The organism is Kluyvera sichuanensis, assembly GCF_014218705.1.
Lineage (GTDB): Bacteria > Pseudomonadota > Gammaproteobacteria > Enterobacterales > Enterobacteriaceae > Kluyvera > Kluyvera sichuanensis.
Map to the genome: position 1 here is coordinate 86001 of NZ_JABBJF010000003.1, position 23723 is coordinate 109723.

The window sequence follows — 23723 nt, forward strand, 5'->3', positions numbered from 1 at the left end:
GCGCACTATGTGGAAAACACTGCATCAACTGGCTATCCCGGAACGCTGCTATCGCCTCAGCGGCCGGGCCATTTTCTGGCTGGCGCCGGCGGCGCTGGTCACGCTGGCGCTGGGCTGGGTCTGGGGATTCGCCTTCGCTCCCGCCGATTACCAGCAGGGCGAGGGGTATCGCATTATCTATCTGCATGTTCCCGCGGCGATGTGGTCGATGGGGATTTATGGCGTGATGGCGGTGGCCGCTTTTGTCGGCCTCGTCTGGCAACTCAAGCTCGCCTCCCTGGCGGTGGCGGCCATGGCGCCCATTGGTGCGGTCTATACCTTTATCGCCCTCGTCACCGGGGCGCTGTGGGGAAAACCGATGTGGGGGACCTGGTGGATATGGGACGCCCGGCTGACCTCGGAGCTCATTCTGCTGTTCATCTATATGGGCATTATTGCGCTCTGGAATGCGTTTAATAACCGCCGCACGGCGGGCCGGGCGGTGAGCATTCTGGTGCTGATGGGGGTGGTTAACCTGCCGGTGATTCACTACTCGGTGGTCTGGTGGAACACATTGCATCAGGGTTCCACCGGGCTGCAGCAAACTATCGACCCGGCGATGCGTCTGCCGCTGCGGCTCGTCATTGTGGGTTTTCTGCTGCTGTTTATCACGCTGACGCTGATGCGTTTACGTAATTTGATCCTGCTTGAGGAGCGCCTGCGCCCCTGGGTACGCCATATCGCTTGCGCAGGAGAACGGCCATGACGCCAGCTTTCAAACACTGGAACGACTTTTTCGCGATGGGCGGCTACGGACTCTATATCTGGCTGGCCGTGGCGCTGGTACTGCTCGCGCTGGTTGGGCTGATATGCCACACTTGCTGGCAGCGGCGCGCCATTTTGCAGGCGATTCGCCGTAGTCACTCCCGGGAACAGCGCCGACGCAACGTGCCGCAACGCGAGGCCAGCTTATGAATACCCGCCGTAAAAATCGCCTGCTGATAACCAGCCTCCTGCTCGGTGGGCTGGTGCTGACTCTGGGGCTGATTCTGTATGCCCTGCGCGCCAATATTGACCTGTTTTACACGCCGGGAGAGGTGCTGTACGGCAAAGGGGAGGCCAGAGAAATGCCTGTCGCCAGACAGCGCCTGCGGGTGGGCGGTCTGGTGCTTCCCGGCAGCATTAAGCGTTCGCCTACCTCAATGCAGGTAAGCTTCACGCTCTACGACGAGCGCGGCAGGGTGCAGGTCACCTTTGATGGGCTGCTCCCGGATCTCTTTCGCGAGGGGCAGGGCATTGTGGTTCAGGGGGAGCTGGATTCCGGCAACCACATTATCGCCCGTGAAGTGCTGGCAAAACACGATGAAAACTACACGCCGCCCGGCGTAAAAAAGGGAATCAAAACCCCTTCGGCTATAGGAAACCGTCAACATGATGCCTGAATGGGGGAACCTGTTGCTTTGCCTGGCGCTGGGGGCCGCGTGTCTGCTCTCCAGCCTGCCGCTGTATGGCGCATGGCGCGGGCAACGCTTGCTGATAGCCGCCGCGCCAATGTTCGCCATCGCGCTATTTGCCTGCCTTGCCGGGGCGTTTCTTATCCTGATGTACGCCTTTATCAGTAACGATTTCACCGTCGCCTATGTGGCGGCTAACGCCAATACGCAGCTGCCGATTATCTACAGAATGGCCGCCGTCTGGGGTGCCCACGAAGGCTCAATGCTGCTGTGGGTGCTGCTGATGAGCGGCTGGACGCTGGCCACGGCCTTACGTCGCACTATACCGCCGTCACTGCGCGCGCAGGTGCTAGCGGTGATGGGGATGATAAGCCTCGGGTTTCTGCTGTTTATCCTGTTTACCTCGAATCCCTTCGCCCGCACCTTGCCCGATTTCCCGATTGAAGGGCGGGACCTGAATCCGATGCTGCAAGACCCGGGGCTGGTTTTTCATCCCCCGGCGCTCTATATGGGCTACGTCGGTTTCTCCGTTGCCTTCGCGTTCGCCATCGCGGCGTTGCTCAATGGCCGCCTCGACCGGGAGTTTGCCCGGCTGGCGCGCCCCTGGACGCTGATGGCGTGGATCTTCTTAACGCTGGGCATCGTGATGGGCTCCCTGTGGGCGTACTACGAGCTGGGCTGGGGAGGGTGGTGGTTCTGGGATCCGGTGGAAAACGCCTCCCTGATGCCCTGGCTGGCGGGCACCGCGCTGCTGCACTCGCTGGCCGTTACCGAGCAGCGGGATACCTTCAGAGCCTGGAGCGCGCTGCTGGCTATCGCCGCCTTTTCCCTGTGTTTGCTGGGCACCTTTCTGGTGCGCTCCGGCGTACTGGTTTCGGTTCACTCCTTCGCCGCGGACCCCACGCGCGGCATGTATATCCTGATCTTTATGGCGCTGGTGGTCGGCGGTTCGCTGCTGCTCTTTGCCCTGCGCGGCTACCGTATCCGCTCCAGGGTGAATAACGCCTTCTGGTCACGGGAGTCGCTGCTGATGGGCAATAACGTTCTGTTGATGACCGCAATGCTGGTGGTGCTGCTTGGCACTTTGCTGCCGCTGGTGCATAAAGCGCTGGGTTTGGGCGCTATCTCCATCGGTGAGCCGTTCTTTAACCGTCTATTTGTGGTGCTGATGGTGCCGTTAGCGCTGTTGATGGGGCTGGCCCCGCTGGTGAGATGGGGGCGCGATCGCCCGGGAAAACAGCGTAAGCCGGTCATTGCCGCGCTGATTGCCACCCCGTTGCTGGCGCTGCTGCTGCCGTGGTGGTTGCAGGATCAGATTGTCGCCCTGACGGTGCTGGGCCTTTGCATGGCGCTGTGGATTGTCATCCTCCATCTGTGGGAGGTGATACGGCGTCTGCGGTGTGGGGAGCCGGTGACTCGCCGCTTCACCGGCATGATTATCGCCCATCTCGGGGTGGCGGTGACGGTCATCGGCATCGCTTTTCACCAGAACCACGATATCGAACGCGACGTGCGGATGGGGGTCAACGATACCCTGCAAATCCGGGAGTACCGTTTTACCTTCCGTGAGGTCCGCGAAAGCCTTGGCCCCAACTACCAGGCGGTGACGGCGGTGATTGATGCCGATGCCCCCGGCAGCAAAACGGCGACGCTATTCGCCGAGAAACGTTTTTACACCGCCAGCCGGGCGATTATGACCGAGGCCGCTATTCAGGTCGGCTTCACCCGCGATCTTTACGTCGCGCTGGGCGAACAGTTCGATGACGGCTCCTGGGGCATGCGTTTTTACTATAAGCCCTTTATCCGCTGGATTTGGGCCGGGGGAATCTTAATGGCGCTGGGGGGCGGGCTCTGTTTTCGCGGGCGTCGCACGCTGGTGGTAAAAGCCCAAAAGGTGACGGCATGAAACGTAACCTGTATCTGCTGCCGCTGGCGATTTTCGTCCTGCTGGCGGGCCTGCTTTTCTGGCAACTGCTGCGCATCGGCGACGGCGAAGACCCTAAAGCGCTGGATTCCGCCCTTATCGGCCAGCCGTTGCCCGCGCTGCGGGTGGCGACGCTGGCGCAGCCCGAGGAGAAACAGGATTTTCAGACGCTGGGCAAGGGCAAACCGCTGCTGCTGAACGTCTGGGCCACCTGGTGCCCCACCTGCCGGGCAGAGCACCGGTACCTCAATACGCTGACGGCGCAAGGCGTCGCGATAGCCGGGCTGAATTACAAAGACGACCGGCAAAAGGCGCAGCGCTGGCTGCAGGATTACGGCAACCCTTATCGCGATAACCTGCTGGATGCGGACGGTGCGGTCGGTATTGAGCTGGGCGTCTTCGGTGCGCCGGAGACCTTCCTGATTGATGGGCAGGGGATTGTGCGCTACCGGCACACTGGCGAGCTGAATGCCGACGTATGGCGCGAAGAGGTCGCGCCGCTGTGGGAAAAATACCGTAAAGAGGCCGGAGTATGAAAAACGGATTACTGGCGCTGCTGCTGATGGCGCTGAGCTTTTGGGTGATGGCGGCGCCGGAGGTGATGACCTTTCAAAGCGAAGCGCAGGAACAGCAATACCGCCAGCTGACGGCCGAACTGCGCTGCCCTAAATGCCAGAACAACAGCATTGCCGACTCCGGGTCGCTGATTGCGGCGGATCTGCGCCAGAAGGTGTATCAGCTAACGTTGCAGGGCAAAACGCGCGAGCAGGTTGTCGATTACATGGTGGCGCGCTACGGCGCGTTTATCAGCTACGATCCGCCGCTGACGCCGGTCACGCTGCTGCTGTGGATGCTGCCGCTGCTGGCGGTTCTCGCAGGGGGCTATGCCATTTACGCTCGCAGCCGCAGGCGGGTGCGTATTGCGGTGAGGCCAGATTCCGCTGAGACACTCCCCGTCAGAGGAAACCCGTGGGGGCTGGTAGCCGGGATTGTGATGGCGCTGGCGGTAAGCGGGGCGGCGTTTTACGCGACCAGCGGCTATCGACAGGTGCGCGACTGGCAGCAGGCAACCCGGCAGTTACCCGAACTGATGAACCGGGCGATAGACTCCCGCGCCGCGCCGCTGACGGAGAAAGAGCTGCAAACTCTGGCGCTGGGCTTACGAACCCATTTAGCGCATGACGGCGACAACCCGGAAGGCTGGATGCTGCTGGGGCGTGTGGGGATGATGCTCAACAACGCCACGCTGGCAACCCAGGCCTATGGTCGCGCCCATGCCATGGCGCCGGAGGATCTCGCCGCGGCATCAGGCTACGCCGACGTTCTGACCCGCACCGACGAACCGGAGGCGCTACAGCAGGCTGCCGGGCTGCTGGCACCGTTGCTGAACGCCCATCCGGACAACCTGCGTCTTCTGCAACTGGCGGCGGTCAACGCGTATCAACAGCAGCAATACAGTCTCGCCATCGCCCGCTGGCAGCGCATGCTGTTACTGAGCGAGGGCGATGCCGCGCAGCGGGCGGACATCGAACAGAAAATTGCGCTCGCTCGCCAGCATCAGTCGGTTAAGCAGGGTTAAGGAGGTGCTTTTTGATGATCTCCGCCAGCCGCGTAAACGCCGGTGCCATTGCCTCTTCATCAATGCTGGCAAACCCCAGCAGCAGCCCCTTGCGCGTTGGCGTGTCGGCAAAATAGCGTGACAGGGGGCGCACCAGCAGCGCCTGCTGGTTGGCCTCCTGGGTAATGGCGAGGTCATCGGCATCATCGGGTAGCTGCAAAATGAGATGCAGCCCGGCGTTGCTGCTGAACTCGCCCAGATACTCTTTCCCCAGTTGACGGGTAATCAGCGCGACCAGCGCGAGGCGACGGCGGCTGTAGAGCTGGCGCATCTTGCGGATATGGGCCGCGTAGTAGCCTTCGCGAATAAATTCCGCCAGCGCGGCCTGCATCAGCAGGTGGCCCCCACGATAGAGATCGCTATGCACCTTTTTTAACGCCGCCGCCAGCGGCTCCGGCAGCACCATATAGCCAAGGCGGAGAGCCGGGTAGAGAGTTTTACTGAAGGTGCCGATGTAAATCACCGGACTCGCCTCTTCCAGCCCCTGAAGGGACGGGATCGGCTGCCCGGCAAAGCGGAACTCGCTGTCGTAATCGTCCTCGACAATCCAGCTTTGGGTTTTCCGCGCCAGCGCCAGCAGCTGCTGACGGCGGCTCAGGCTCATCACCGAGCCTAGCGGGTACTGATGCGAGGGGGTGACAAAAATCATCCTCGGCGGCTCCGCGTTCTCTTCTGCAGGCACCAGCCCCTCTTCATCCACCGCGATGGCGGAAAAATTCACCCCATTCATGCGCAGAATATTTTTGATGCCCCAGTAGCCCGGCTCCTCCACCCAGGCCTGATCGCCCGGGTTGCATAAGGTGCGGGTGACCAAATCCAGCGCCTGGTGGATCCCTTCGGTTATCAGAATCTGGTCCGGGGAGCAGCGCACCCCGCGCGCCGTGCGCAGGTAATCGGTCAGCGATGCTTTCAGCTCGGCCACGCCGCCGTAGGCATCGTAGGTCAGATACTGCGGCAGCGGTTGGCGGGAAAGGCGATCCTGAATTTTTTTCAGTGCGCGATGCGGGAAGAGGGTGACGTCCGGGACGCCCGGCACAAACGCCCCCCACTGGCGCGGGCTGGCGCTGGCATTGCCCAGCAGCGCCTGGCCGCGTTCCGACAATTGGACGCTGAGCGCCTGCTGCGGTGGGGCCGATGGCGGCGCCTTTCGCTGGACCAGATTGTCCAGCACGCTCTCGCTGACAAAGGTGCCGCTGCTGGTGCGGGCCGAGATATACCCCTCCGCCTGCAGCTGTTCATAAACACGCAGCACGGTGTTACGCGACAGCGCCAGTTCGTCGGCCAGATCCCGGGAAGGAGGGATGCGGGTGGCGGGTTTCAGGCTGCCTTCCAGAATGCAGCTGCATATCGCCGCATAGAGACGACGATGCAATTTCTCACCGGTCTGTTGCGAAAATGCCTGCGTGATCACATCTACAGCAAGAGAACGCATTTGGATCCTTAAAATAAAACGTTTTGGCTCTCGATTAGAGTACCAGATGGTGAATAAATAGCAGTGAGATGTATTCACAGACTTATAAAAAAGGATGAGGCAACACTATGAGTAATAAAAACCTGCATCAACGTCGCCTGGCCGCCACCCCACGTGGCGTGGGTGTGATGTGCGATTTCTTCGCACAGTCCGCAGAGAACAGCACCCTGACGGATGTAGAAGGTCGCCAGTTTATTGATTTTGCTGCCGGTATCGCGGTACTCAACACCGGCCATCGCCACCCGCGCCTGGTGCAGGCCGTTGAAGCGCAGCTGCAGGCCTTTACCCATACCGCCTACCAGATTGTCCCTTACGAAAGCTATGTCACCCTGGCCGAGAAGATTAACGCCGCGGCCCCGGTGGGCAGCGACGCGAAAACCGCCTTCTTCACCACCGGTGCCGAAGCGGTAGAGAACGCGGTGAAAATTGCCCGCGCCCACACCGGCCGACCGGGCGTTATCGCCTTTGGCGGTGGCTTCCACGGCCGCACCTACATGACCATGGCCCTGACGGGCAAAGTAGCCCCTTACAAAAAAGGCTTTGGCCCCTTCCCGGGATCGGTATTCCACGCGCCTTATCCTTCCGCGTTGCACGGGATCACCACCGACGATGCGGTAAAAGCCATCGAACGCCTGTTTAAGGCCGATATTGATGCTGAGCAGGTCGCCGCCATTATCTTCGAACCTATCCAGGGGGAAGGGGGCTTTGTCGTCGCGCCTCCTGATTTCGTCGCGGCGATTCGTCGCATCTGCGATAAGCACGGCATCGTGATGATTGCCGACGAAGTACAAAGCGGCTTTGCCCGTACCGGCAAGCTGTTCGCGATGGATCACTACGCGGATAAACCGGACCTGATGACCATCGCCAAAAGCCTTGCGGGCGGTATGCCGCTCTCCGGCGTGGTAGGCAAAGCCGAGATTATGGATGCACCAGCGCCAGGTGGCCTGGGCGGCACCTACGCGGGCAACCCGCTCTCCGTCGCGGCTGCGCTGGCGGTGCTGGATATTATTGATGACGAGAAACTGTGTCAGCGCGCCGATGCGTTAGGCGAACGTCTGTGTGCCACCCTGAAAGACGCCCGCGAATACGCGCCGGGTCTGGCAGAAGTGCGCGGCGTAGGCTCGATGATTGCCGCAGAGTTTACCGACCCGACAAGCGGAGAACCGTCTGCCGAACTGGCTCAGCGCGTGCAGCGTAAAGCGCTGGAGCAGGGGTTACTGCTGCTGACCTGCGGCCAGTATGGCAACGTGATCCGCTTCCTCTATCCGTTAACCATACCGGAGTTCCAGTTCACCCAGGCGCTGGAGATCATCAAAAACGCCCTGAAGGACTGACGAACCGCCACGTTACCCTCGCTTTCTGCACAACATGGACATCTTTAGTGCCGTGGTACTTTGCTCATACGAGCACCGACGATAGCCATCCGTATCGTCGGTTTTTTTATTAAAAATCCGATTTCACTGTTGAGGTAAACGATGAAAACGCTGTCGTTTCTGAATAACAATCCCGATTCCGCATGGAATATCTTTATTGCCCAGGTTGAGCGCGTGCTGCCGTATTTAGGAGAGCTGGAGAGCTGGGCCGACACGCTGATCCGCCCCAAACGTGCGCTGATTGTCGACATTCCGCTGGAGATGGAAGATGGCACCGTGCGCCATTTCGAAGGCTATCGCGTACAGCATAACCTGTCCCGCGGGCCGGGTAAGGGCGGGGTGCGCTACCACCCGGACGTCACCTTAGAAGAGGTGATGGCGTTATCCGCCTGGATGACCATCAAATGCGCAGCGCTGAATCTGCCTTTCGGCGGCGCCAAAGGCGGTATTCGCGTTGACCCAAGCGAGCTCAGCAAGAAAGAGCTGGAACGGCTGACCCGCCGCTACACCAGCGAAATCGGCCTGATTATTGGGCCACAGCAGGACATTCCAGCACCGGACGTGGGCACCAACGCGCAGGTGATGGCCTGGATGATGGACACCTACTCGATGAACGTCGGCTCCACCACCACCGGCGTGGTCACCGGCAAACCTATCCACCTCGGCGGCTCACTGGGGCGCGTTAAGGCCACCGGACGCGGCGTCTTTGTCACCGGCATGGCGGCGGCGAAACACATTAACCTCGACATCACCGGCGCGCGTATTGGCGTGCAGGGCTTTGGTAACGTCGGCAGCGTCGCCGCGCAGCTGTTTGCCAGCGAAGGAGCAAAAGTTATCTCCGTGCAGGATCACTCCGCCACGCTGTATGACGCCTCCGGCATTGATATTGACGCACTTATCGCGTGGCAAACCGAGAACGGCAAGATAAAGGGCTTCCCGGGCGCGGCTGACGTCAACCCCGATGCGTTCTGGCTGTACGACTATGACATCGTGATCCCCGCCGCGCTGGAGGGCCAGATTACGGCTCAACGCGCCGAAGGCCTCTCATGCCGCCTGGTGCTGGAGGGCGCGAATGGCCCGACGGTGCCGCAGGCCGATGACATCTTGCGCGAGCGCGGCATTATCGTGCTCCCGGATGTTATCTGTAACGCGGGCGGCGTGACGGTGAGCTACTTTGAGTGGGTTCAGGATTTCTCCAGCTTCTACTGGTCAGAAGACGAGATCTATCAAAAGCTGGATAAAATCATCCTCAACGCCTTTGATGATGTGTGGAATAAATCGCAGCAGCTGAAGATCTCGCTGCGCACGGCGGCGTATGCGATTGCCTGCGAGCGTATTCTTACCGCGAGGAAAGAGCGCGGGATTTACCCGTAATCTCTGTTTGCTGGTAGTGCGGAATAAAGCCCGATGACGTTTTCGTATCGGGCTTTAATGATGTTACGGCAGTATGATTGTCATTCAGTTTTGCGAGCGTCCTTCCAGCAACCCGTATTGCTCAGCCCCGTTAAGCGCAGTATCCTGTTGTTGTATCTGCAAAATCAGGTGCCGGGATTGGAACCCTGAACCAACTTCATCGACGATATAAAGCGCGTTAACGCAAATTTCTGTCGTATGCACAGTCACCATCTCAATGGTGGGCTAGCGGGGGCATTGAAAGATGCACCGGTATCGATGAGTCGGTCGTTCTAACCCCGTCTGGTTTAGCCACCAATGAGAGAGAAAATATCACTTATCGGAGGCTGCCACGATGGCGACACCCCTCACCACAACTACCGTACCAGACTTCACCCACTGCGAGTTCTACTCCTTCGTTGAAGGCCGCGCCGTCCACCTTGGCGGAGAATGGCTCTCCCAAGCCGGATTTATCGACGGCATGCCCATCAAAGTCCGCGTAATGAAAGATTGCATCGTGATCACCCCGCAGAACACCCGCGAGCTATGGGGCTGCATTGAAGGCATGAGCGTCGCGAACATCAACCAGCGCAAAGTGAGAGCATGGCTGAAAACCTTTCCGGGGGCGCTGAACGATAGCGGGGATATTCCGGTGATTAAGCGGAGTAAATCGGGCGGGAAATTCTAGCGGCAAGCGACAATGGTCGCCCGGCTGAGCGGAGCGACGCCGGGGTTTTTGCGGGTTGCGCAAGAGGAGCTCACTTCTGCTTTGTGCCAAGAGCGGACATTGCTGATATCACGATGTATTAATCAACGAGTAGCAGGATACCTATCATAGTTTGTTATTTTTTAGGGATACAACTCCATCCGAAAACGGGGTTGAACAAACCTGACCTGCTTATGCCCCTCGCCTGAGGGGCTGTTTCTGGTTATAACTTCGTTCTATTTTGTCGACGCATGTTTTCTACAGCCAATACAAAGTCTGCATTGGTAACGTTCTCCTGCCAACGAGACCAAAAATCTATTGTTGCACTTAACGGTTTTTCTGTTGGAGGGTCAACTTTAATTCTGCTTGGTAGAAGTACTGAGTCACCGACAACCATAGCTTCCCCGACATCCATGATGGGTAATGCCTCCAATAGGCTCTCTAGGCTTTCTGGCAGTAATTTTCGTACAGTTGCCTGGTCATCCGCATTTGTTAAACGCAGTGAAATAATGTTGTTACACTGACTCAGAATAGTGGTACTTACATCTGAAGGTCTTTGGCTTACAATCATTAATGCAACGCCATATTTCCGGCCCTCTTTAGCGATTTTTTCAAATGCTTCAACGGCTCTGCGTTCAACTGGATTGCCTTCTTTTCTTGGCAAGTATAGGTGAGCTTCATCACAGACAAATGCAATTGGTCTGCGATCTGTCGGATCAGTCCAGAATTGAACTTGATAAATGATACGGGCAACCAACCCAATGATTACTGGTAGTATATCGGCCGGAACTTCTGAGAAGTCGATTACTTTAATACTCTTTTTTTGAATACCAAAACCCATCAGCTTTTCGGCAATCATACTCAACGAACTGTACTGATTGTATTTTTCCGGACTATTGAAAAGAAATCCATAACGTCGATCTTGCAAGCGACTAGCCATACGGACTAGCAATCTAGAAAACTCACCGTTAAAAGGGCCATTTTTTTCCTTTCCAGCTTGCGCCCCCGGAACCCTTTCTTCATTTAAAAACTTTAACTTTTCAATGACATTATCGAGAGAAAAGGGAATTGGACTGTCAAGTGTAAAAGACTGCAACAGATCGGTTCGTTCATTCGCTAGTAGGAAAGATTTCTTTTGCTCTGTAATCGCATCTTGCACAACCACAACTTGGTTATGTGCACTGAACTCACTTCGGTCAACGAATAATGACTGAATCTCTTCCGAATTGAGCAACCAATAAGGTAGGAAGAGGAGTGAGTCATCATCTGTATCAACCTCATCCGGCCCTGGTATTCTCATTTGTTTGGCATAGGAAAGTTCTTTGTACTCACCGTGCAAGTCGAATACAACGAGGTTTGAAGATGGCAGTTTCGAGCTCCTTTCCAGAATCGAAGCAACCGTCCATGATTTACCAGATCCCGTACTACCAAGTAGAGCGGCATGCCGCTGGAACAATTTATTGCCATCAACATAAGCGCGTGCATTTTCATTGAGCTTATAAGAGCCCAGTTCCAGTGAGTGCTCTCCATCGCCACATTCAGAAATCACACGCATGAATTCTTCGAGGTGGGCGTCTTTAAGTACGTAACAGGTTGAGTCGATTTCCGGGACGTGATCTAGAGACCTTGAAAACTTATACTTTTGCTCAATTGCGTCCCATCGGGTCCCGCCCATTAACGTAATCTTGACTGTGTTGATAACACTATCTTCAAATGCGTCTATCTCGTCCGCATCATCTTCTTGCACTTCTTGGGTAAGGGGTTGAGCAACTACTGCTTTGATTACTTTATCAATCATGCCAATGAGCCAACATTCTGTTGCTCCGCTTAGTTGCACTGTTACAAGTTGTCCAACTCTGGCCTTACGCAGATCCTTGTCACTATTTACAAGTATGGTTACTTTTCTGGTGTCTACCTCACGAATATTGCCAAGTATGTAGCTGTCGTCATTTAAAGTAAAAAGAGCCATATTACCCCCCTAAAAACTCGTTAGCGAAAGCGTCAAAACGCCATAATTCCTTGTCATCTAAATGCAGCCAGTTTTCAAACTTTGAATTGTAGATTCTGCTTTTATCTGAATTTGTCTGTTTGCAGATAAGCCACATATTTGGGCATTTATCTAACCATTCCTCGACTCTTGAGTTTGAATCCCGAGTAATAACCAACGCACGGCACTGATCTTGTTCGAGTTTTTGTCTAAATGCGTTATTTACAAGTTGGGAATCGTTAAAGCCAAATCCTAAAAACAGAAAACAGGTATGGTTTCCAACAGCATTATCATATTCAGCCAACTGGGCCCTGTCTTTATGCAATCGCTGATATTTGGCTGTGCCAGGAGTGATCATCGCTCGCACAACGCCTTCAGGTTTGTTGAGAATCCAGCTATTACACTCAATAAGGTGATTTTCCCATTCAAACGTATTTAATGAACCATGTGGTTTGTGTAGTCGAACATGTTTACATTCAACGATTCTTGATGGTTGTCTCGGCTTGCCTAAGCCTTTATGAATAGATTGAACTGCTTTTTTTGCTTCACTCCAGTCATAACGTTGAAGAAAGCCGCCATAAAACCCCGTAATATATGGAATTTTATGTCGAATAAAGGCGTACTCAGCTAATAAATCGTAATTAGGCGTTGCGACGTGAAGTTGTTTATCGGCCTGTGGCAGAGTCTCAACGAGCTTTTTCAGTAGTGAACCAGCAGGCCAATCGCGTAATCCTGAAATGATTTGATGGGCGTGAATGTTATCATGATGCGCAACAAAGCTTGCAGTTAGCTCGACTATTCGAGTGGTCAGAGCCTCATCCTTGATGAAGTCCATAGCAGATTCAAAATCATTGCTACCCCCATCAAGTGCAGAGATAACTTGCTGCCATTGTTGTTCTTGGGTATCCGTCATACCACTGGTCAACTCGGCTCGAAGGTGGCGCTCTAATGCTGGCATCCCAAAATTTAGATCAAGTGCACATGAAGTTCCTGTGCCAAATAAAACAAACGGCTTCTCAGTAAAAAACTCTGCAATCGCTTGATATGCAGATTCCTTTGTCAACTCCATGTCCCCCCCACTTAAAACATCAAATTTCAGTGCTTACCACCTAACTTCTGCAGCATTAGTACTTTATTCTCTTGCTTTAATGCTTCAAGTTTTTATTGCGGAGCAATAATCTAGAACACTCATTTGTAGAGCTATATCAAGTTTCTGCCAATCGTAGGTTTCGCTCCGCGTAAAACATCTTTTAGATCGTCATTGAGGCAAATGGATGTTATGGCAGCAAGAATGTCCCCTGTATTAATGTTTGGCCCACAGTCAAACCTACTCCCACTAATGAACACATCGTAATGTTAGTAATGCTTCCGTTAGTTGTGGGGAGCATTGTCGATGTCCGCAGTTCGCTCATAGCAGACCTCCAAAAATTTCCGCCAGGCATCAACACTTCCTGGCGGCCTTCCTAACACTCACCTCACCGCATGCAACCCACTTTCCCCCCTCCCAGCCGCCTTATTCAGCACCCGCTCAATCACCGCCGCCAGTTCGTTAATCTCAAACTTCGCCACATACCCATCAGCGTTAACCTTGCGAATATGGTCTTCGTTAGCGTTCCCCGACAGGGAGGAGTGGATCACCACCGGAATATTGCGCAGCCGTGGGTCGGTTTTGATTTTGCGGGTCAGGGTAAAGCCATCCATCTCCGGCATTTCGAGGTCGGTCAGCACGAGGGCGATTTTATCGCTCACCGGTACGCCTTCTTTCGCCGCTTCCTGGGCGATAAGCTCAATTTTCTCCCACGCTTCTTTGCCGGTTACGTGCAGCTGGGCGGGGATGTCCATCGCCTTCAGCCCTTTCTCCAGCATAGCGCGCGCTACCTTGGAGTCCTCGGCGACAATCGCCGTGGCGCCCGGTTTAATATTGAATTTGCGCGGGTTCAGCTCTTTGGCGTGCAGGTCGTGGTTGGAAGGGGTGATGTCGTAAAGAATTTGCTCCACGTCGATAACCATCGCCAGGTTGTTGCTCTCCTTATGATCGTCGAGGCAGGCGATGCTGGTGATGTATTTGCCGTTCACCGCTTTCTCGGCGGTGTGGATCTGCGTCCAGTCGAGGCGGGTAATGTTCTCAACGGATTCGACGGCGAAGGCCTGCACGCTGCGGGCGTATTCGGTAATCAGCAGAATGTTCAGGCCGGTGGCAGGCTTGCAGCCCGCCACGGCGGCGAGGTCGATAACCGGAATGATTTGGTCGCGAATGTTCACCATACCCATCAGCGGCGGCTTAATGCCGGCGGGGCGGGTGAAGCTTGGCATCGGGACGATTTCCCGCAGCTTAAAGACGTTAATGCCGTACAGCTCCGAGGCGTCGCTCTGCGATGACGCGCCGAGGCGGAAAAGCAGCAGCTCAAAACGGTTGGACAGGGTCAGGTTAGCCCTGTCGTCGATCTCTTTCTGGAAGTTATCCATCATGCCCTCAGCGTAAAAAGCGTTCTCTTATTAGCTGAGTTATCGGCAGGCGTGGCTAAAACGTTATCACAGCGTGAAGGTGGCGAAATCTTCGGCCAGTTCGCATGCCGGGAAATACGCCTGGCACTCGGCGAGCAGGCGGCGGCAGCCTTCAGCATCGTAACGCGAGCTGACGTGGGTGACGATAAGCCGCTTCGCGTTGGCGGCCCGCGCCAGTTGGGCGGTCTGCTCGGTGGACGAGTGTCCGCGGCTGTTGGCTTTCTCCGCCATGGCGGCTTCCAGCGTCGCTTCATGCACCATCACATCAACGTCGCGGGCCATCTCCAGCGCGGCATCGCACGGGGCGGTGTCGCCAAAAATCGCCACTTTTTTACCGGGCGTGGCAGGGGAGAGGTATTCCGCGCCGTTAATCACGCGGCCGTCCGCCAGCGTGACCTGCTCACCGGCTTTAAGCTGCTGGAACAGCGGGCCAGGCGCGACGCCTGCGGCAACCAGCCTGCGCGCATCCAGCGCGCCGGGCTTATCGTGTTCTTCCACGCGAAAACCGTAACACTCGACCGGGTGATTCAGCGGGAAAGCGGTGACTTTACGCAGGCCGTCGTCGAGGATCTCCCCGCCGTTGATTTCAACCACTTCCAGCGGGAAATCGGTCCACGAACCGCTCAGGCGCAGGGTGGTTTCAACAAACTCTTTCAGCCCTTTTGGCCCGTACAGGGTGAGCGGCTGGGCGCTGCCCGACATCGAACGGCTGCAAATCAGCCCCGGCAGGCCAAACAGATGGTCACCGTGCAGGTGGCTAATAAATATGCGTTCGATTTTGCCCGGATGAAAAGCGGTGTGCAGCAGCTGGTGTTGGGTGCCTTCGCCGCAGTCGAAAAGCCACAGCCCCGGCTGCGTCGGGTGTTGCAGATTCAGCAGCATTGCTGTTACGTTGCGAGTTCGGGTTGGCACGCCCGCGGATGTACCTAAAAACGTCAATTGCATAGCGCCGCGCCCCTGGCGGTAAAAAATAAGGTTTAAGGAGCCTACCATGATTCGCTGGCAAGATTTGCACCATTCTGAATTAACCGTCCCGACGCTGTACGACCTGCTGAAGCTGCGCAGCGAAGTTTTCGTGGTGGAGCAGGCCTGCGTGTATCTGGATATCGACGGTGACGATCTGGTGGGTGAAAACCGCCATCTGCTGGGCTGGAAAGACGACAAGCTGGTGGCCTACGCGCGCATTCTGGTCAGTGAGGAAGAAATTGAACCGGTAGTGATTGGCCGGGTGATTGTCAGCTCAGCCGTACGCGGCGAACGTCTGGGCTACCAGCTGATGGAACGCGCGCTGGCCAGCTGCCAGCAGCATTGGCCGCAGCGGGCGCTCTATCTTGGCGCGCAGGCGCATCTGCGGGAGTTCTACGGCCATTTCGGGTTTATCACCGTGACCGACGTTTACGACGAAGATGGTATTCCGCACGTGGGGATGGCGCGAGAAGTGGCGCAGGCATAACCCTAAATCCCGTCTATAGTGAAAGGCAAAGAGCGTTGATTTTCAGTGCGATATTGCCTTGTTACGTTTCCGCTCCCTAATCGTGGGTACTGCTTTTTATAACAAGTACCCCGTATACTATGTGGTTTTTATCATAGGGAGGTTTGCGTGCGATCCATTCTAGCGGCGTTGCAGAGCCTGTCAGGGCTGCTGACAGACGATTTTCCAGCGTTGCCCGGCGCGCGAACCCTCGAAGTCTCTTTCCCCCTGAGCGATGCCTTCGACCCGCTTGCCTGGCTTAGCGGGCAGGCGGTCTGGCCGCAGTTCTACTGGCAGCAGCGCAGCGGCAAAGAAGAGATTGCCGCGCTGGGTGCCGTACAGACCTTTTCCTCCCTGGCTAATGCCAATGCCTTTTTGCACACGCTTGAGCGCGACGATCTGCGCATCTGCGGCGTGAACGCGTTTGATCCCAACGTCGGCCAGCTGTTCCTGCCACGTCTGGAATGGCGGCGCGAAGCCGGGCACGCTCAGCTTCGCATCAACCTGTGGAGTGATACCTCGCTCCAGCAGGATGCTGAACAGGCGCGAGCATGCCTGGCCTTGCTTACCGCCCATCACGCCTCGGCGGAGCTGGCGTTGCAGCAGAAAAGTGAAACCCATCGCCCTGGCAAAGAGGGCTGGTGTCGGCTGATTGACCAGGCTACCCAGGCGATTCGCGACGGTGCCTTTAGCAAAGTGGTGCTGGCGCGGGCAACGGATCTGGTCTTTAGCAGTGCGCCGAACGCCAGTGCGCTGATGGCCGCCAGTCGCCGGGTCAATTTCTCTTGCTATCATTTCTATATGGCGTTCGACGCGCAGCGGACGTTTCTCGGTTCCTCGCCGGAACGTTTATGGCGGCGGCGCGTTACGGCGCTGCGTACCGAAGCGCTGGCGGGCACCGTGGCGGCGCACGATGATGCAGCAACCGCAAAGCGGCTGGGCGACTGGCTGATGCACGACGATAAAAACCAGCGGGAAAACAGCCTGGTGGTGGAAGATATCTGCCAGCGCTTACAGGGGCTGACCCACACCCTCGACGTTCTGCCTGCGGAAATCGTTCGCCTGCGCAAGGTGCAGCATCTGCGCCGTTGCATTCAGGCGGAGCTTAACGTGGCGGACGATACGCGCTGCCTGCTGCAACTGCAGCCGACGGCGGCGGTGGCGGGGCTGCCGCGCGCGCAGGCGCTGGACTTTATCGACCGTTTCGAGCCGTTTACCCGCGAATGGTACGCCGGGTCGGCGGGCTATCTTTCTCGTCGTCAGAGCGAGTTTTGCGTCACGCTGCGCTCGGCGAAGGTGGAAGGCGATACGGTGCGCCTGTATGCCGGGGCCGGCATCATCGACGGCTCGGATCCTGAGCAGGAGTGGCAGGAGATCGAAAATAAAGCGGCGGGTCTGCGCGCTTTGCTGTTCCCTGAATAGAACATTACCGATTCATATCAAAATCCTACTAAGCCGTAGAATCTATACTGAGTTGATTATTTGATACCGGACAACTTCATGTCAGTAAGCGCATTTAACCGACGCTGGGCGGCGGTGATCCTTGAAGCATTAACCCGTCACGGCGTGCGGCACGTTTGCATTGCGCCGGGGTCTCGTTCCACACCGCTTACGCTGGCGGCGGCGGAGAACCGCACCTTTATTCATCACACCCATTTTGATGAACGCGGGCTTGGGCATCTGGCGCTGGGGCTGGCGAAGGTCAGCCTGCAGCCGGTGGCGGTGATTGTCACTTCCGGCACGGCGGTGGCGAACCTCTACCCGGCGCTGATTGAAGCGGGGTTGACCGGTGAAAAAATTATTCTGCTGACCGCCGACCGCCCGCCGGAACTGATTGACTGCGGCGCGAATCAGGCGATCCGCCAGCCCGGTATGTTTGCCTCACACCCGTCCAGCACCCTCTCGTTACCGCGCCCGAGCCAGGATATTCCGGCCCGCTGGCTGGTCTCCGTGGTGGATGACGCGCTGGGCTCACTGCATTCCGGCGGCGTACACATCAACTGCCCGTTTGCTGAACCGCTGTATGGCGATATGGACGATACTGGCCTTGCCTGGCAGCAGGCGTTAGGCGACTGGTGGCAGGGGGAAAAACCCTGGCTGCGCGAAGCGCTGCATCAGGAGAGTGCCGTCCAGCGCGACTGGTTCTTCTGGCGGCAAAAGCGCGGCGTGATTGTTGCCGGGCGCATGAGCGCGGAAGAGGGCAAGAAGGTTGCCGAATGGGCGAAAACCCTCGGCTGGCCGCTGATTGGCGACGTGCTGTCGCAAACCGGGCAGCCGCTTCCGTGCGCGGATCTCTGGCTCGGCAACCCGGCCGCCATCAGCGAGCTTGAGCAGGCGCAGATTGTGGTGCAGCTTGGCAGCAGCCTCACCGGCAAACGCGTGCTGCAATGGCAGCTGGCCTGCGAACCGGACGAGTACTGGCTGGTCGACCCGCTCTCCGGCCGTCTTGACCCGGCGCACCATCGTGGTCGTCGACTGGTGAGCAATATCGCCCAGTGGCTGGAAAAACACCCAGCGGAAAAACGCGCGCCGTGGACCACGGTCATCCCCACGCTCTCCGAGCAGGCATGGGATGCGGTCGCTGCGCAAAGTGAACATTTTGGTGAAGCGCAGCTGGCGCACCGTATTCGCCGCTATCTTCCTGAACAAGGGCAACTGTTCGTCGGCAACAGCCTGGTGGTGCGCTTAATTGACGCTTTAGGCCAGCTTCCGGCGGGCTATCCGGTTTATAGCAACCGCGGTGCCAGCGGCATCGACGGCCTGATTTCTACGGCAGCTGGCGTGCAGCGTGCCAGCGCGAGGCCGACGCTGGCCATCGTTGGCGACCTGTCCGCGCTCTACGATCTCAACGCGCTGGCGCTGCTGCGTCAGGTCTCCGCGCCGCTGGTGCTGATTGTGGTCAACAACAACGGCGGGCAGATTTTCTCTCTGCTGCCGACGCCGGTGGAGGAGCGCGAGCGCTTCTACGCGATGCCGCAAAACGTTCACTTCGAACATGCGGCGAAGATGTTTGGCCTGCGCTATCAGCAGCCAGAGGATTGGGCCTCGCTGGAAACGGCGCTGAGCACCGCCTGGCGTACGCCCGCGACCACGGTGATTGAGCTGGTGGTAAACGACACTGACGGTGCGCAAACGCTGCAGCATCTGCTGGCGCAGGTCAGCAAGCTATGATTCTGCACGCCGTGGCCGAGCAGGGCGACTCCTCACAGCCGTGGCTGGTTTTCCTGCACGGTTTTTCCGGCGACCACCGCGAATGGCAGCCGGTGGGGCAGCGCTTTGCGCGGGCCAATCGGCTGTATGTCGATCTCCCCGGCCACGGTGGTTCTGCGTCTGTGCGGGTCAATAACTTCACTGAGATGGACGCCGCACTCCAGGCTACGCTGCTTAGTTACAATATACTTAATTACTGGCTGGTGGGGTACTCGCTGGGCGGACGGATTGCCATGCACTATGCCTGCTCGCGGCCGGAAGGCCTCGCAGGGCTGATTGTCGAAGGTGGTCACCCTGGGCTGACGAACGACGCGGAGCGGGAATCGCGCTGGCGCAATGACGAAGCCTGGGCGCAGCGTTTTCGTGAGCTTCCGCTAGCGGACGTTTTCAGCGCCTGGTATCAACAGTCGGTCTTTGCCAGCCTCACCGACGTGCAGCGCGATTCGCTAGTGGCGCTGCGTCAGCACAACGACGGCAACGCGCTGGCGGCAATGCTGCTGGCCACTTCTTTATCCGTGCAGGAAGACCTCCGTCCTGCGCTGCACACGCTTTCACAGCCATTCTGGTATCTCTGTGGCGAGCGCGACCGCAAGTTTCGGGCTATTGCCGAGGAACTCTCGCGACCTTGCCACCTTATTCATGATGCCGGGCACAACGCGCACCGGGAAAATCCCGTGGGCGTGGCCGCGTGCCTGGCTCAGATTCTGCCTGTTAACTTATAGGACTCGCTATGATCTATCCTGATGAAGCTATGCTGTACGCCCCCGCTGAGTGGCACGATTGTTCCGAAGGTTTTACCGACATTCGCTACGAAAAATCCGCTGACGGCATCGCCAAAATCACCATTAACCGCCCGCAGGTTCGCAACGCGTTTCGTCCGCTGACGGTCAAAGAGATGATTCAGGCGCTGGCGGATGCCCGCTATGACGACAACGTCGGCGTGATCATCCTGACCGGTGCGGGCGACAAAGCCTTCTGCGCTGGCGGCGACCAGAAAGTGCGCGGCGACTACGGCGGATACCAGGACGACAGCGGCGTTCACCACCTGAACGTGCTGGACTTCCAGCGTCAGATCCGTACCTGCCCGAAACCGGTCGTGGCGATGGTCGCAGGCTTCTCCATCGGCGGCGGCCACGTGCTGCACATGATGTGTGACCTGACCATTGCGGCGGATAACGCCATCTTCGGCCAGACCGGCCCGAAAGTCGGCTCCTTCGATGGCGGCTGGGGCGCTTCCTACATGGCGCGCATCGTCGGTCAGAAGAAAGCGCGTGAAATCTGGTTCCTGTGCCGCCAGTACGATGCTAAAGCGGCGCTGGATATGGGCCTGGTGAACACCGTAGTACCGCTGGCCGACCTCGAAAAAGAGACCGTTCGCTGGTGCCGCGAAATGCTGCAAAACAGCCCGATGGCGCTGCGCTGCCTGAAAGCCGCGCTGAACGCCGACTGTGACGGTCAGGCGGGTCTGCAGGAACTGGCGGGTAACGCCACCATGCTGTTCTACATGACCGAAGAAGGTCAGGAAGGCCGTAACGCCTTCAACCAGAAACGTCAGCCTGACTTCAGCAAATTCAAACGGAATCCGTAATGCGTAGTGCGCAGGTTTACCGCTGGCAGATACCGATGGACGCAGGTGTGGTTCTGCGCGAGCGGCGGCTGAAAACCCGTGATGGGTTATTCGTCTACCTGCGTGACGGCGAACGGGACGGGTGGGGAGAGATCTCCCCACTGCCGGGCTTTAGCCTGGAGTCGCTGGACGACGCGCAGTCGGCGCTGCTGGGCTGGGTTAACGCCTGGCGACAGGGCGACGATCGCGCGTTGCCAGAGGTTCCCTCGGTAGCCTTCGGCATCAGTTGCGCGCTGGCGGAGCTGAACGATGCGCTGCCCGAGGCAGCGGACTATCGCGCCGCGCCGCTGTGCACTGGCGACCCGGACGATCTGGTTATCAAGCTCGCCGACATGTCCGGCGAGAAGGTGGCGAAAGTGAAGGTCGGCCTGTATGAAGCGGTCCGCGACGGCATGGTGGTGAACCTGCTGCTGGAAGCCATTCCAGAGCTGACCCTGCGCCTTGACGCTAACCGTGCCTGGACGCCGCTGAAAGCCCAGCAGTTCGCCAAATACGTCAACCCGGATCACCGCTCGCGTATCGCTTTCCTTGAAGAACCATGCAAAACCCGCGATGACTCGCGCGCCTTTGCGCGTGAAACCGGCATCGCGATTGCCTGGGACGAAAGCCTGCGCGAGGCGGATTTCCGCTTTGAAGCCGAGCCCGGCCTCAAAGCCGTGGTGATCAAACCGACGCTGACCGGCAGCCTGGAACGCGTAAAAGCCCAGGTGGCGGCGGCACACGCGCTTGGCCTGACGGCGGTGATCAGCTCCTCGCTGGAATCAAGCCTCGGCTTAACCCAACTGGCGCGCATCGCCGCGTGGCTGACGCCGCAAACTATCCCCGGCCTCGATACCCTGGATCTGATGCAGACCCAGCTGATTCGCTGCTGGCCTGGCAGCTTGCTGCCGTGCGGCGCGATCGAGGATATGGAGCCACTGCTGTGACCTTTACAACCTGGCCGTGGCGGCACTGGCGTGACGTGCGCGGCGACGCCATCGCGCTGCGTCTCGATGACGAAACCCTGAGCTGGACGGCGCTGTGCGAACGTATCGACGCGCTGGCCGCCGGGTTTCAGGCACAGGGCGTGAAGCCCGAAGACGGCGTGGCGCTCTGCGCGCGCAATCTCCCGGAGGCGGTGCTGGCCTGGCTGGCGCTGTTGCAGTGCGGTGCGCGCATTCTGCCGCTGAACCCACGGCTGCCGACGACGCTGGTCAACCAACTGCTGCCGGGCCTCAGCCTGCGCCACTTTTTAAATCTGGAAGCCGATGAGCACTATGGCCTCGCGCCGTTGCAGCTGCGTTGTGCATCGCTGACATCGTCGTGCGGCTGGCGTGCTGAACGCCTGGCCTCCATGACGCTCACCTCGGGTTCAACCGGCCTGCCGAAAGCGGCGGTGCATACCTGCGCGGCGCATCTGGCGAGCGCGCACGGCGTACTGAGCCTGATGCCGTTTGATCAGGATGACTGCTGGTTGCTGTCGTTGCCGTTGTTCCACGTCTCCGGCCAGGGGATTTTCTGGCGCTGGCTGCTGATGGGCGCGCAGATGGCGGTCAGTGAACGCCCGCTCGCGCAGGCGCTGCACGGCTGCTCCCACGCCTCGCTGGTGCCGACGCAGCTCTGGCGTCTGCTTAATGACGAACAGCCGCTCACCCTGAAAACGGTGCTGCTGGGCGGTGCGGCTATCCCTGCGGTGCTGACTGAACAAGCTGCGGCGCAGGGGATTCAAACCTTCTGCGGCTACGGCCTGACCGAGTTTGCCTCTACCGTCTGTGCGCGCGAAGCTAACGGCGGCGAGGATGTCGGCGTGCCGCTGCCGGGGCGTGAACTGCGCCTGGTCGACGGTGAAATCTGGCTGCGCGCCAGCAGCATGGCCTCAGGTTACTGGCGTAACGGTGAACTGGTGCCGCTGGTGAATGCCGAAGGCTGGTTTGCCACCCGCGATCGCGGAGAAATCCACGACGGCAAGCTGCACGTCATTGGGCGTCTGGATAATCTGTTTTTCAGCGGCGGTGAGGGCATTCAGCCGGAAGAGGTAGAGCGGGTGCTGGTACAGCATCCGGCGGTGAATCAGGTCTTTATTGTCCCCGTTGATGATATCGAATTTGGTCAGCGCCCGGTGGCGGTGCTGGACGCTGAACCGACGCTGAATATGGCCGAGCTAGCGCAGTGGGCAAAGGACAAACTGGCAGGATTTCAACAACCTTGCCGTTGGCTGCTGCTGCCTGAGGCGATGAAAGGGACGGGAATTAAAGTTTCTCGCCATCAGTTGACCCAGTGGGTAAGCGCACAGGGAAAATTGTGATCAATAGATATGCGTGATTACATTGGTAAGTATTATTATTCCTGCTGATGTATGAGAAGTAATTCGTTACAATCCCACTGATTATTGCCTGTTTCGTACATTGAATCCGCTGCGTATCGCAGTACAATTCAGCGGGTTATGGGCGTTTATTTTTGCGTTTGCGTGAAAGGATGAAGATGAAAAAGAGCGTGTTATTGGGTCTGGCGGGGCTGATGTTTGTCTCCGCGTCAGCGAGTGCAGTCAGCTTTAGCGGCCAGGCCGGTAAAGATTACACTAACCTGGGTTTTGGTCTCGGCACTGAGACATCCGGCCTGGCGTTAACCGGTAACTGGACGCACAGCGACGACGACGGTGATGTCGCAGGTCTGGGCCTGGGTCTGAATATCCCTCTCGGTCCATTCATGGCAACCGTGGGCGGTAAAGGCGTTTATACCGATCCGAACGACAGCGATTCCGGCTATGCCGCTGCGGTCGGCGGCGGCCTGCAGTGGAAAATTGGCGACAGCCTGCGTCTGTTCGGTGAGTACTACTACTCTCCAGATTCGCTTTCCAGCGGTATCGACAGCTACACCGAAGCGAACGCGGGCGCGCGTTACACCATCATGCGTCCAATCAGCATCGAAGCGGGTTATCGTTACCTGAACCTCGCGGGTAAAGACGGTCATCGCGACAACACCGTGGCCGATGGCCCATACGTTGGCGTGAGCGCAGCGTTCTAATCT

Annotated in this window: 21 protein-coding genes and 1 pseudogene; 17 read left to right on the forward strand and 5 right to left on the reverse strand. The window is 57.8% G+C overall.

The window, feature by feature from the left end:
- The first annotated feature begins 7 nt into the window (after positions 1 to 7).
- Genes HII27_RS04780 through HII27_RS04805 form a run of 6 tightly spaced genes read left to right on the forward strand, consistent with a single transcriptional unit; the run spans position 8 to position 4936 of the window.
- Positions 8 to 745, forward strand: coding sequence for a heme ABC transporter permease (locus tag HII27_RS04780; RefSeq protein ID WP_185666831.1), 738 nt, complete (start codon positions 8 to 10; stop codon positions 743 to 745).
- The gene (gene ccmD / locus HII27_RS04785) at positions 742 to 954 is read left to right on the forward strand and encodes a heme exporter protein CcmD (protein WP_185666832.1); all 213 of its coding nucleotides are present in this window, start codon (positions 742 to 744) and stop codon (positions 952 to 954) included. Before HII27_RS04780 ends, ccmD begins: the two co-directional genes overlap by 4 nt.
- The gene (ccmE, locus tag HII27_RS04790) at positions 951 to 1421 is read left to right on the forward strand and encodes a cytochrome c maturation protein CcmE (protein ID WP_185666833.1); all 471 of its coding nucleotides are present in this window, start codon (positions 951 to 953) and stop codon (positions 1419 to 1421) included. The genes ccmD and ccmE overlap by 4 nt, the downstream gene beginning before the upstream one ends.
- Positions 1411 to 3339 (forward strand): heme lyase CcmF/NrfE family subunit, encoded by a 1929-nt coding sequence (locus HII27_RS04795; protein WP_185666834.1) that lies wholly within the window; start codon positions 1411 to 1413, stop codon positions 3337 to 3339. The genes ccmE and HII27_RS04795 overlap by 11 nt, the downstream gene beginning before the upstream one ends.
- Positions 3336 to 3893: a DsbE family thiol:disulfide interchange protein gene (locus HII27_RS04800; RefSeq protein ID WP_185666835.1), complete on the forward strand. Its 558-nt coding sequence runs from the start codon at positions 3336 to 3338 to the stop codon at positions 3891 to 3893. The genes HII27_RS04795 and HII27_RS04800 overlap by 4 nt, the downstream gene beginning before the upstream one ends.
- Positions 3890 to 4936, forward strand: a complete 1047-nt coding sequence (locus HII27_RS04805; RefSeq protein WP_185666836.1) for a cytochrome c-type biogenesis protein CcmH — start codon at positions 3890 to 3892, stop codon at positions 4934 to 4936. The genes HII27_RS04800 and HII27_RS04805 overlap by 4 nt, the downstream gene beginning before the upstream one ends.
- Here the strand turns inward: HII27_RS04805 and pdxR are convergent.
- Positions 4923 to 6407, reverse strand: a complete 1485-nt coding sequence (gene pdxR, locus HII27_RS04810; RefSeq protein ID WP_185666837.1) for a MocR-like pyridoxine biosynthesis transcription factor PdxR — start codon at positions 6405 to 6407, stop codon at positions 4923 to 4925. The two genes, HII27_RS04805 and pdxR, sit on opposite strands and share 14 nt — an antisense overlap.
- Positions 6408 to 6514: 107 nt before the next feature.
- Here pdxR and puuE point away from each other — a divergent pair, with 107 nt between their 5' ends.
- From puuE to HII27_RS04825, 3 genes and pseudogenes are all read left to right on the forward strand, one after another.
- A complete protein-coding gene (gene puuE, locus HII27_RS04815) occupies positions 6515 to 7780 on the forward strand; it encodes a 4-aminobutyrate transaminase (RefSeq protein WP_185666838.1) in 1266 nt (421 codons plus the stop codon).
- A 141-nt stretch (positions 7781 to 7921) separates the two neighbouring features.
- Entirely contained in the window at positions 7922 to 9193 is a 1272-nt protein-coding gene (locus HII27_RS04820) for a Glu/Leu/Phe/Val family dehydrogenase (RefSeq protein ID WP_185666839.1), read from the forward strand.
- Positions 9194 to 9647: 454 nt separating this feature from the next.
- Positions 9648 to 9899 (forward strand): annotated as a pseudogene (locus HII27_RS04825) (SymE family type I addiction module toxin); the annotation flags it as partial.
- 241 nt (positions 9900 to 10140) lie between these two features.
- On the opposite strand, the gene HII27_RS04830 reads toward HII27_RS04825, so the two are convergent.
- The 4 genes from HII27_RS04830 to rbn form a co-directional block, all read right to left on the reverse strand.
- Positions 10141 to 11886 carry an ATP-binding protein gene (locus tag HII27_RS04830; protein WP_185666841.1) on the reverse strand — a complete coding sequence of 582 codons (1746 nt, stop codon included), beginning with the start codon at positions 11884 to 11886 and terminating at the stop codon, positions 10141 to 10143.
- 1 nt (position 11887) lies between these two features.
- Positions 11888 to 12973 carry an SIR2 family protein gene (locus HII27_RS04835; RefSeq protein ID WP_185666842.1) on the reverse strand — a complete coding sequence of 362 codons (1086 nt, stop codon included), beginning with the start codon at positions 12971 to 12973 and terminating at the stop codon, positions 11888 to 11890.
- Between the two features lie 401 nt (positions 12974 to 13374).
- Positions 13375 to 14370 carry a chemotaxis protein gene (locus HII27_RS04840; RefSeq protein WP_185667033.1) on the reverse strand — a complete coding sequence of 332 codons (996 nt, stop codon included), beginning with the start codon at positions 14368 to 14370 and terminating at the stop codon, positions 13375 to 13377.
- Positions 14371 to 14436: 66 nt separating this feature from the next.
- Entirely contained in the window at positions 14437 to 15354 is a 918-nt protein-coding gene (gene rbn / locus HII27_RS04845) for a ribonuclease BN (protein WP_185666843.1), read from the reverse strand.
- Between the two features lie 46 nt (positions 15355 to 15400).
- Between rbn and HII27_RS04850 the strand changes: the two genes are divergently transcribed.
- The 8 genes from HII27_RS04850 to HII27_RS04885 all read left to right on the forward strand — a co-directional run bounded on the left by HII27_RS04850 (position 15401) and on the right by HII27_RS04885 (position 23720).
- A complete protein-coding gene (locus HII27_RS04850) occupies positions 15401 to 15862 on the forward strand; it encodes a GNAT family N-acetyltransferase (RefSeq protein WP_185666844.1) in 462 nt (153 codons plus the stop codon).
- Between the two features lie 147 nt (positions 15863 to 16009).
- A complete protein-coding gene (gene menF / locus HII27_RS04855) occupies positions 16010 to 17302 on the forward strand; it encodes an isochorismate synthase MenF (protein ID WP_185666845.1) in 1293 nt (430 codons plus the stop codon).
- A gap of 78 nt (positions 17303 to 17380) precedes the next feature.
- Positions 17381 to 19051, forward strand: a complete 1671-nt coding sequence (menD, locus tag HII27_RS04860; protein ID WP_185666846.1) for a 2-succinyl-5-enolpyruvyl-6-hydroxy-3-cyclohexene-1-carboxylic-acid synthase — start codon at positions 17381 to 17383, stop codon at positions 19049 to 19051.
- Complete coding sequence (gene menH, locus HII27_RS04865) at positions 19048 to 19812, forward strand: 2-succinyl-6-hydroxy-2,4-cyclohexadiene-1-carboxylate synthase (protein ID WP_185666847.1); 765 nt, start codon at positions 19048 to 19050, stop codon at positions 19810 to 19812. The genes menD and menH overlap by 4 nt, the downstream gene beginning before the upstream one ends.
- A gap of 8 nt (positions 19813 to 19820) precedes the next feature.
- Positions 19821 to 20678: a 1,4-dihydroxy-2-naphthoyl-CoA synthase gene (gene menB, locus HII27_RS04870; protein WP_035892608.1), complete on the forward strand. Its 858-nt coding sequence runs from the start codon at positions 19821 to 19823 to the stop codon at positions 20676 to 20678.
- Positions 20678 to 21643, forward strand: a complete 966-nt coding sequence (menC, locus tag HII27_RS04875; protein ID WP_185666848.1) for an o-succinylbenzoate synthase — start codon at positions 20678 to 20680, stop codon at positions 21641 to 21643. Before menB ends, menC begins: the two co-directional genes overlap by 1 nt.
- Entirely contained in the window at positions 21640 to 23001 is a 1362-nt protein-coding gene (gene menE / locus HII27_RS04880; protein ID WP_185666849.1) for an o-succinylbenzoate--CoA ligase, read from the forward strand. The genes menC and menE overlap by 4 nt, the downstream gene beginning before the upstream one ends.
- Positions 23002 to 23177: 176 nt before the next feature.
- Positions 23178 to 23720 carry a YfaZ family outer membrane protein gene (locus HII27_RS04885; RefSeq protein ID WP_185666850.1) on the forward strand — a complete coding sequence of 181 codons (543 nt, stop codon included), beginning with the start codon at positions 23178 to 23180 and terminating at the stop codon, positions 23718 to 23720.
- The last annotated feature ends 3 nt before the right edge of the window (positions 23721 to 23723 follow it).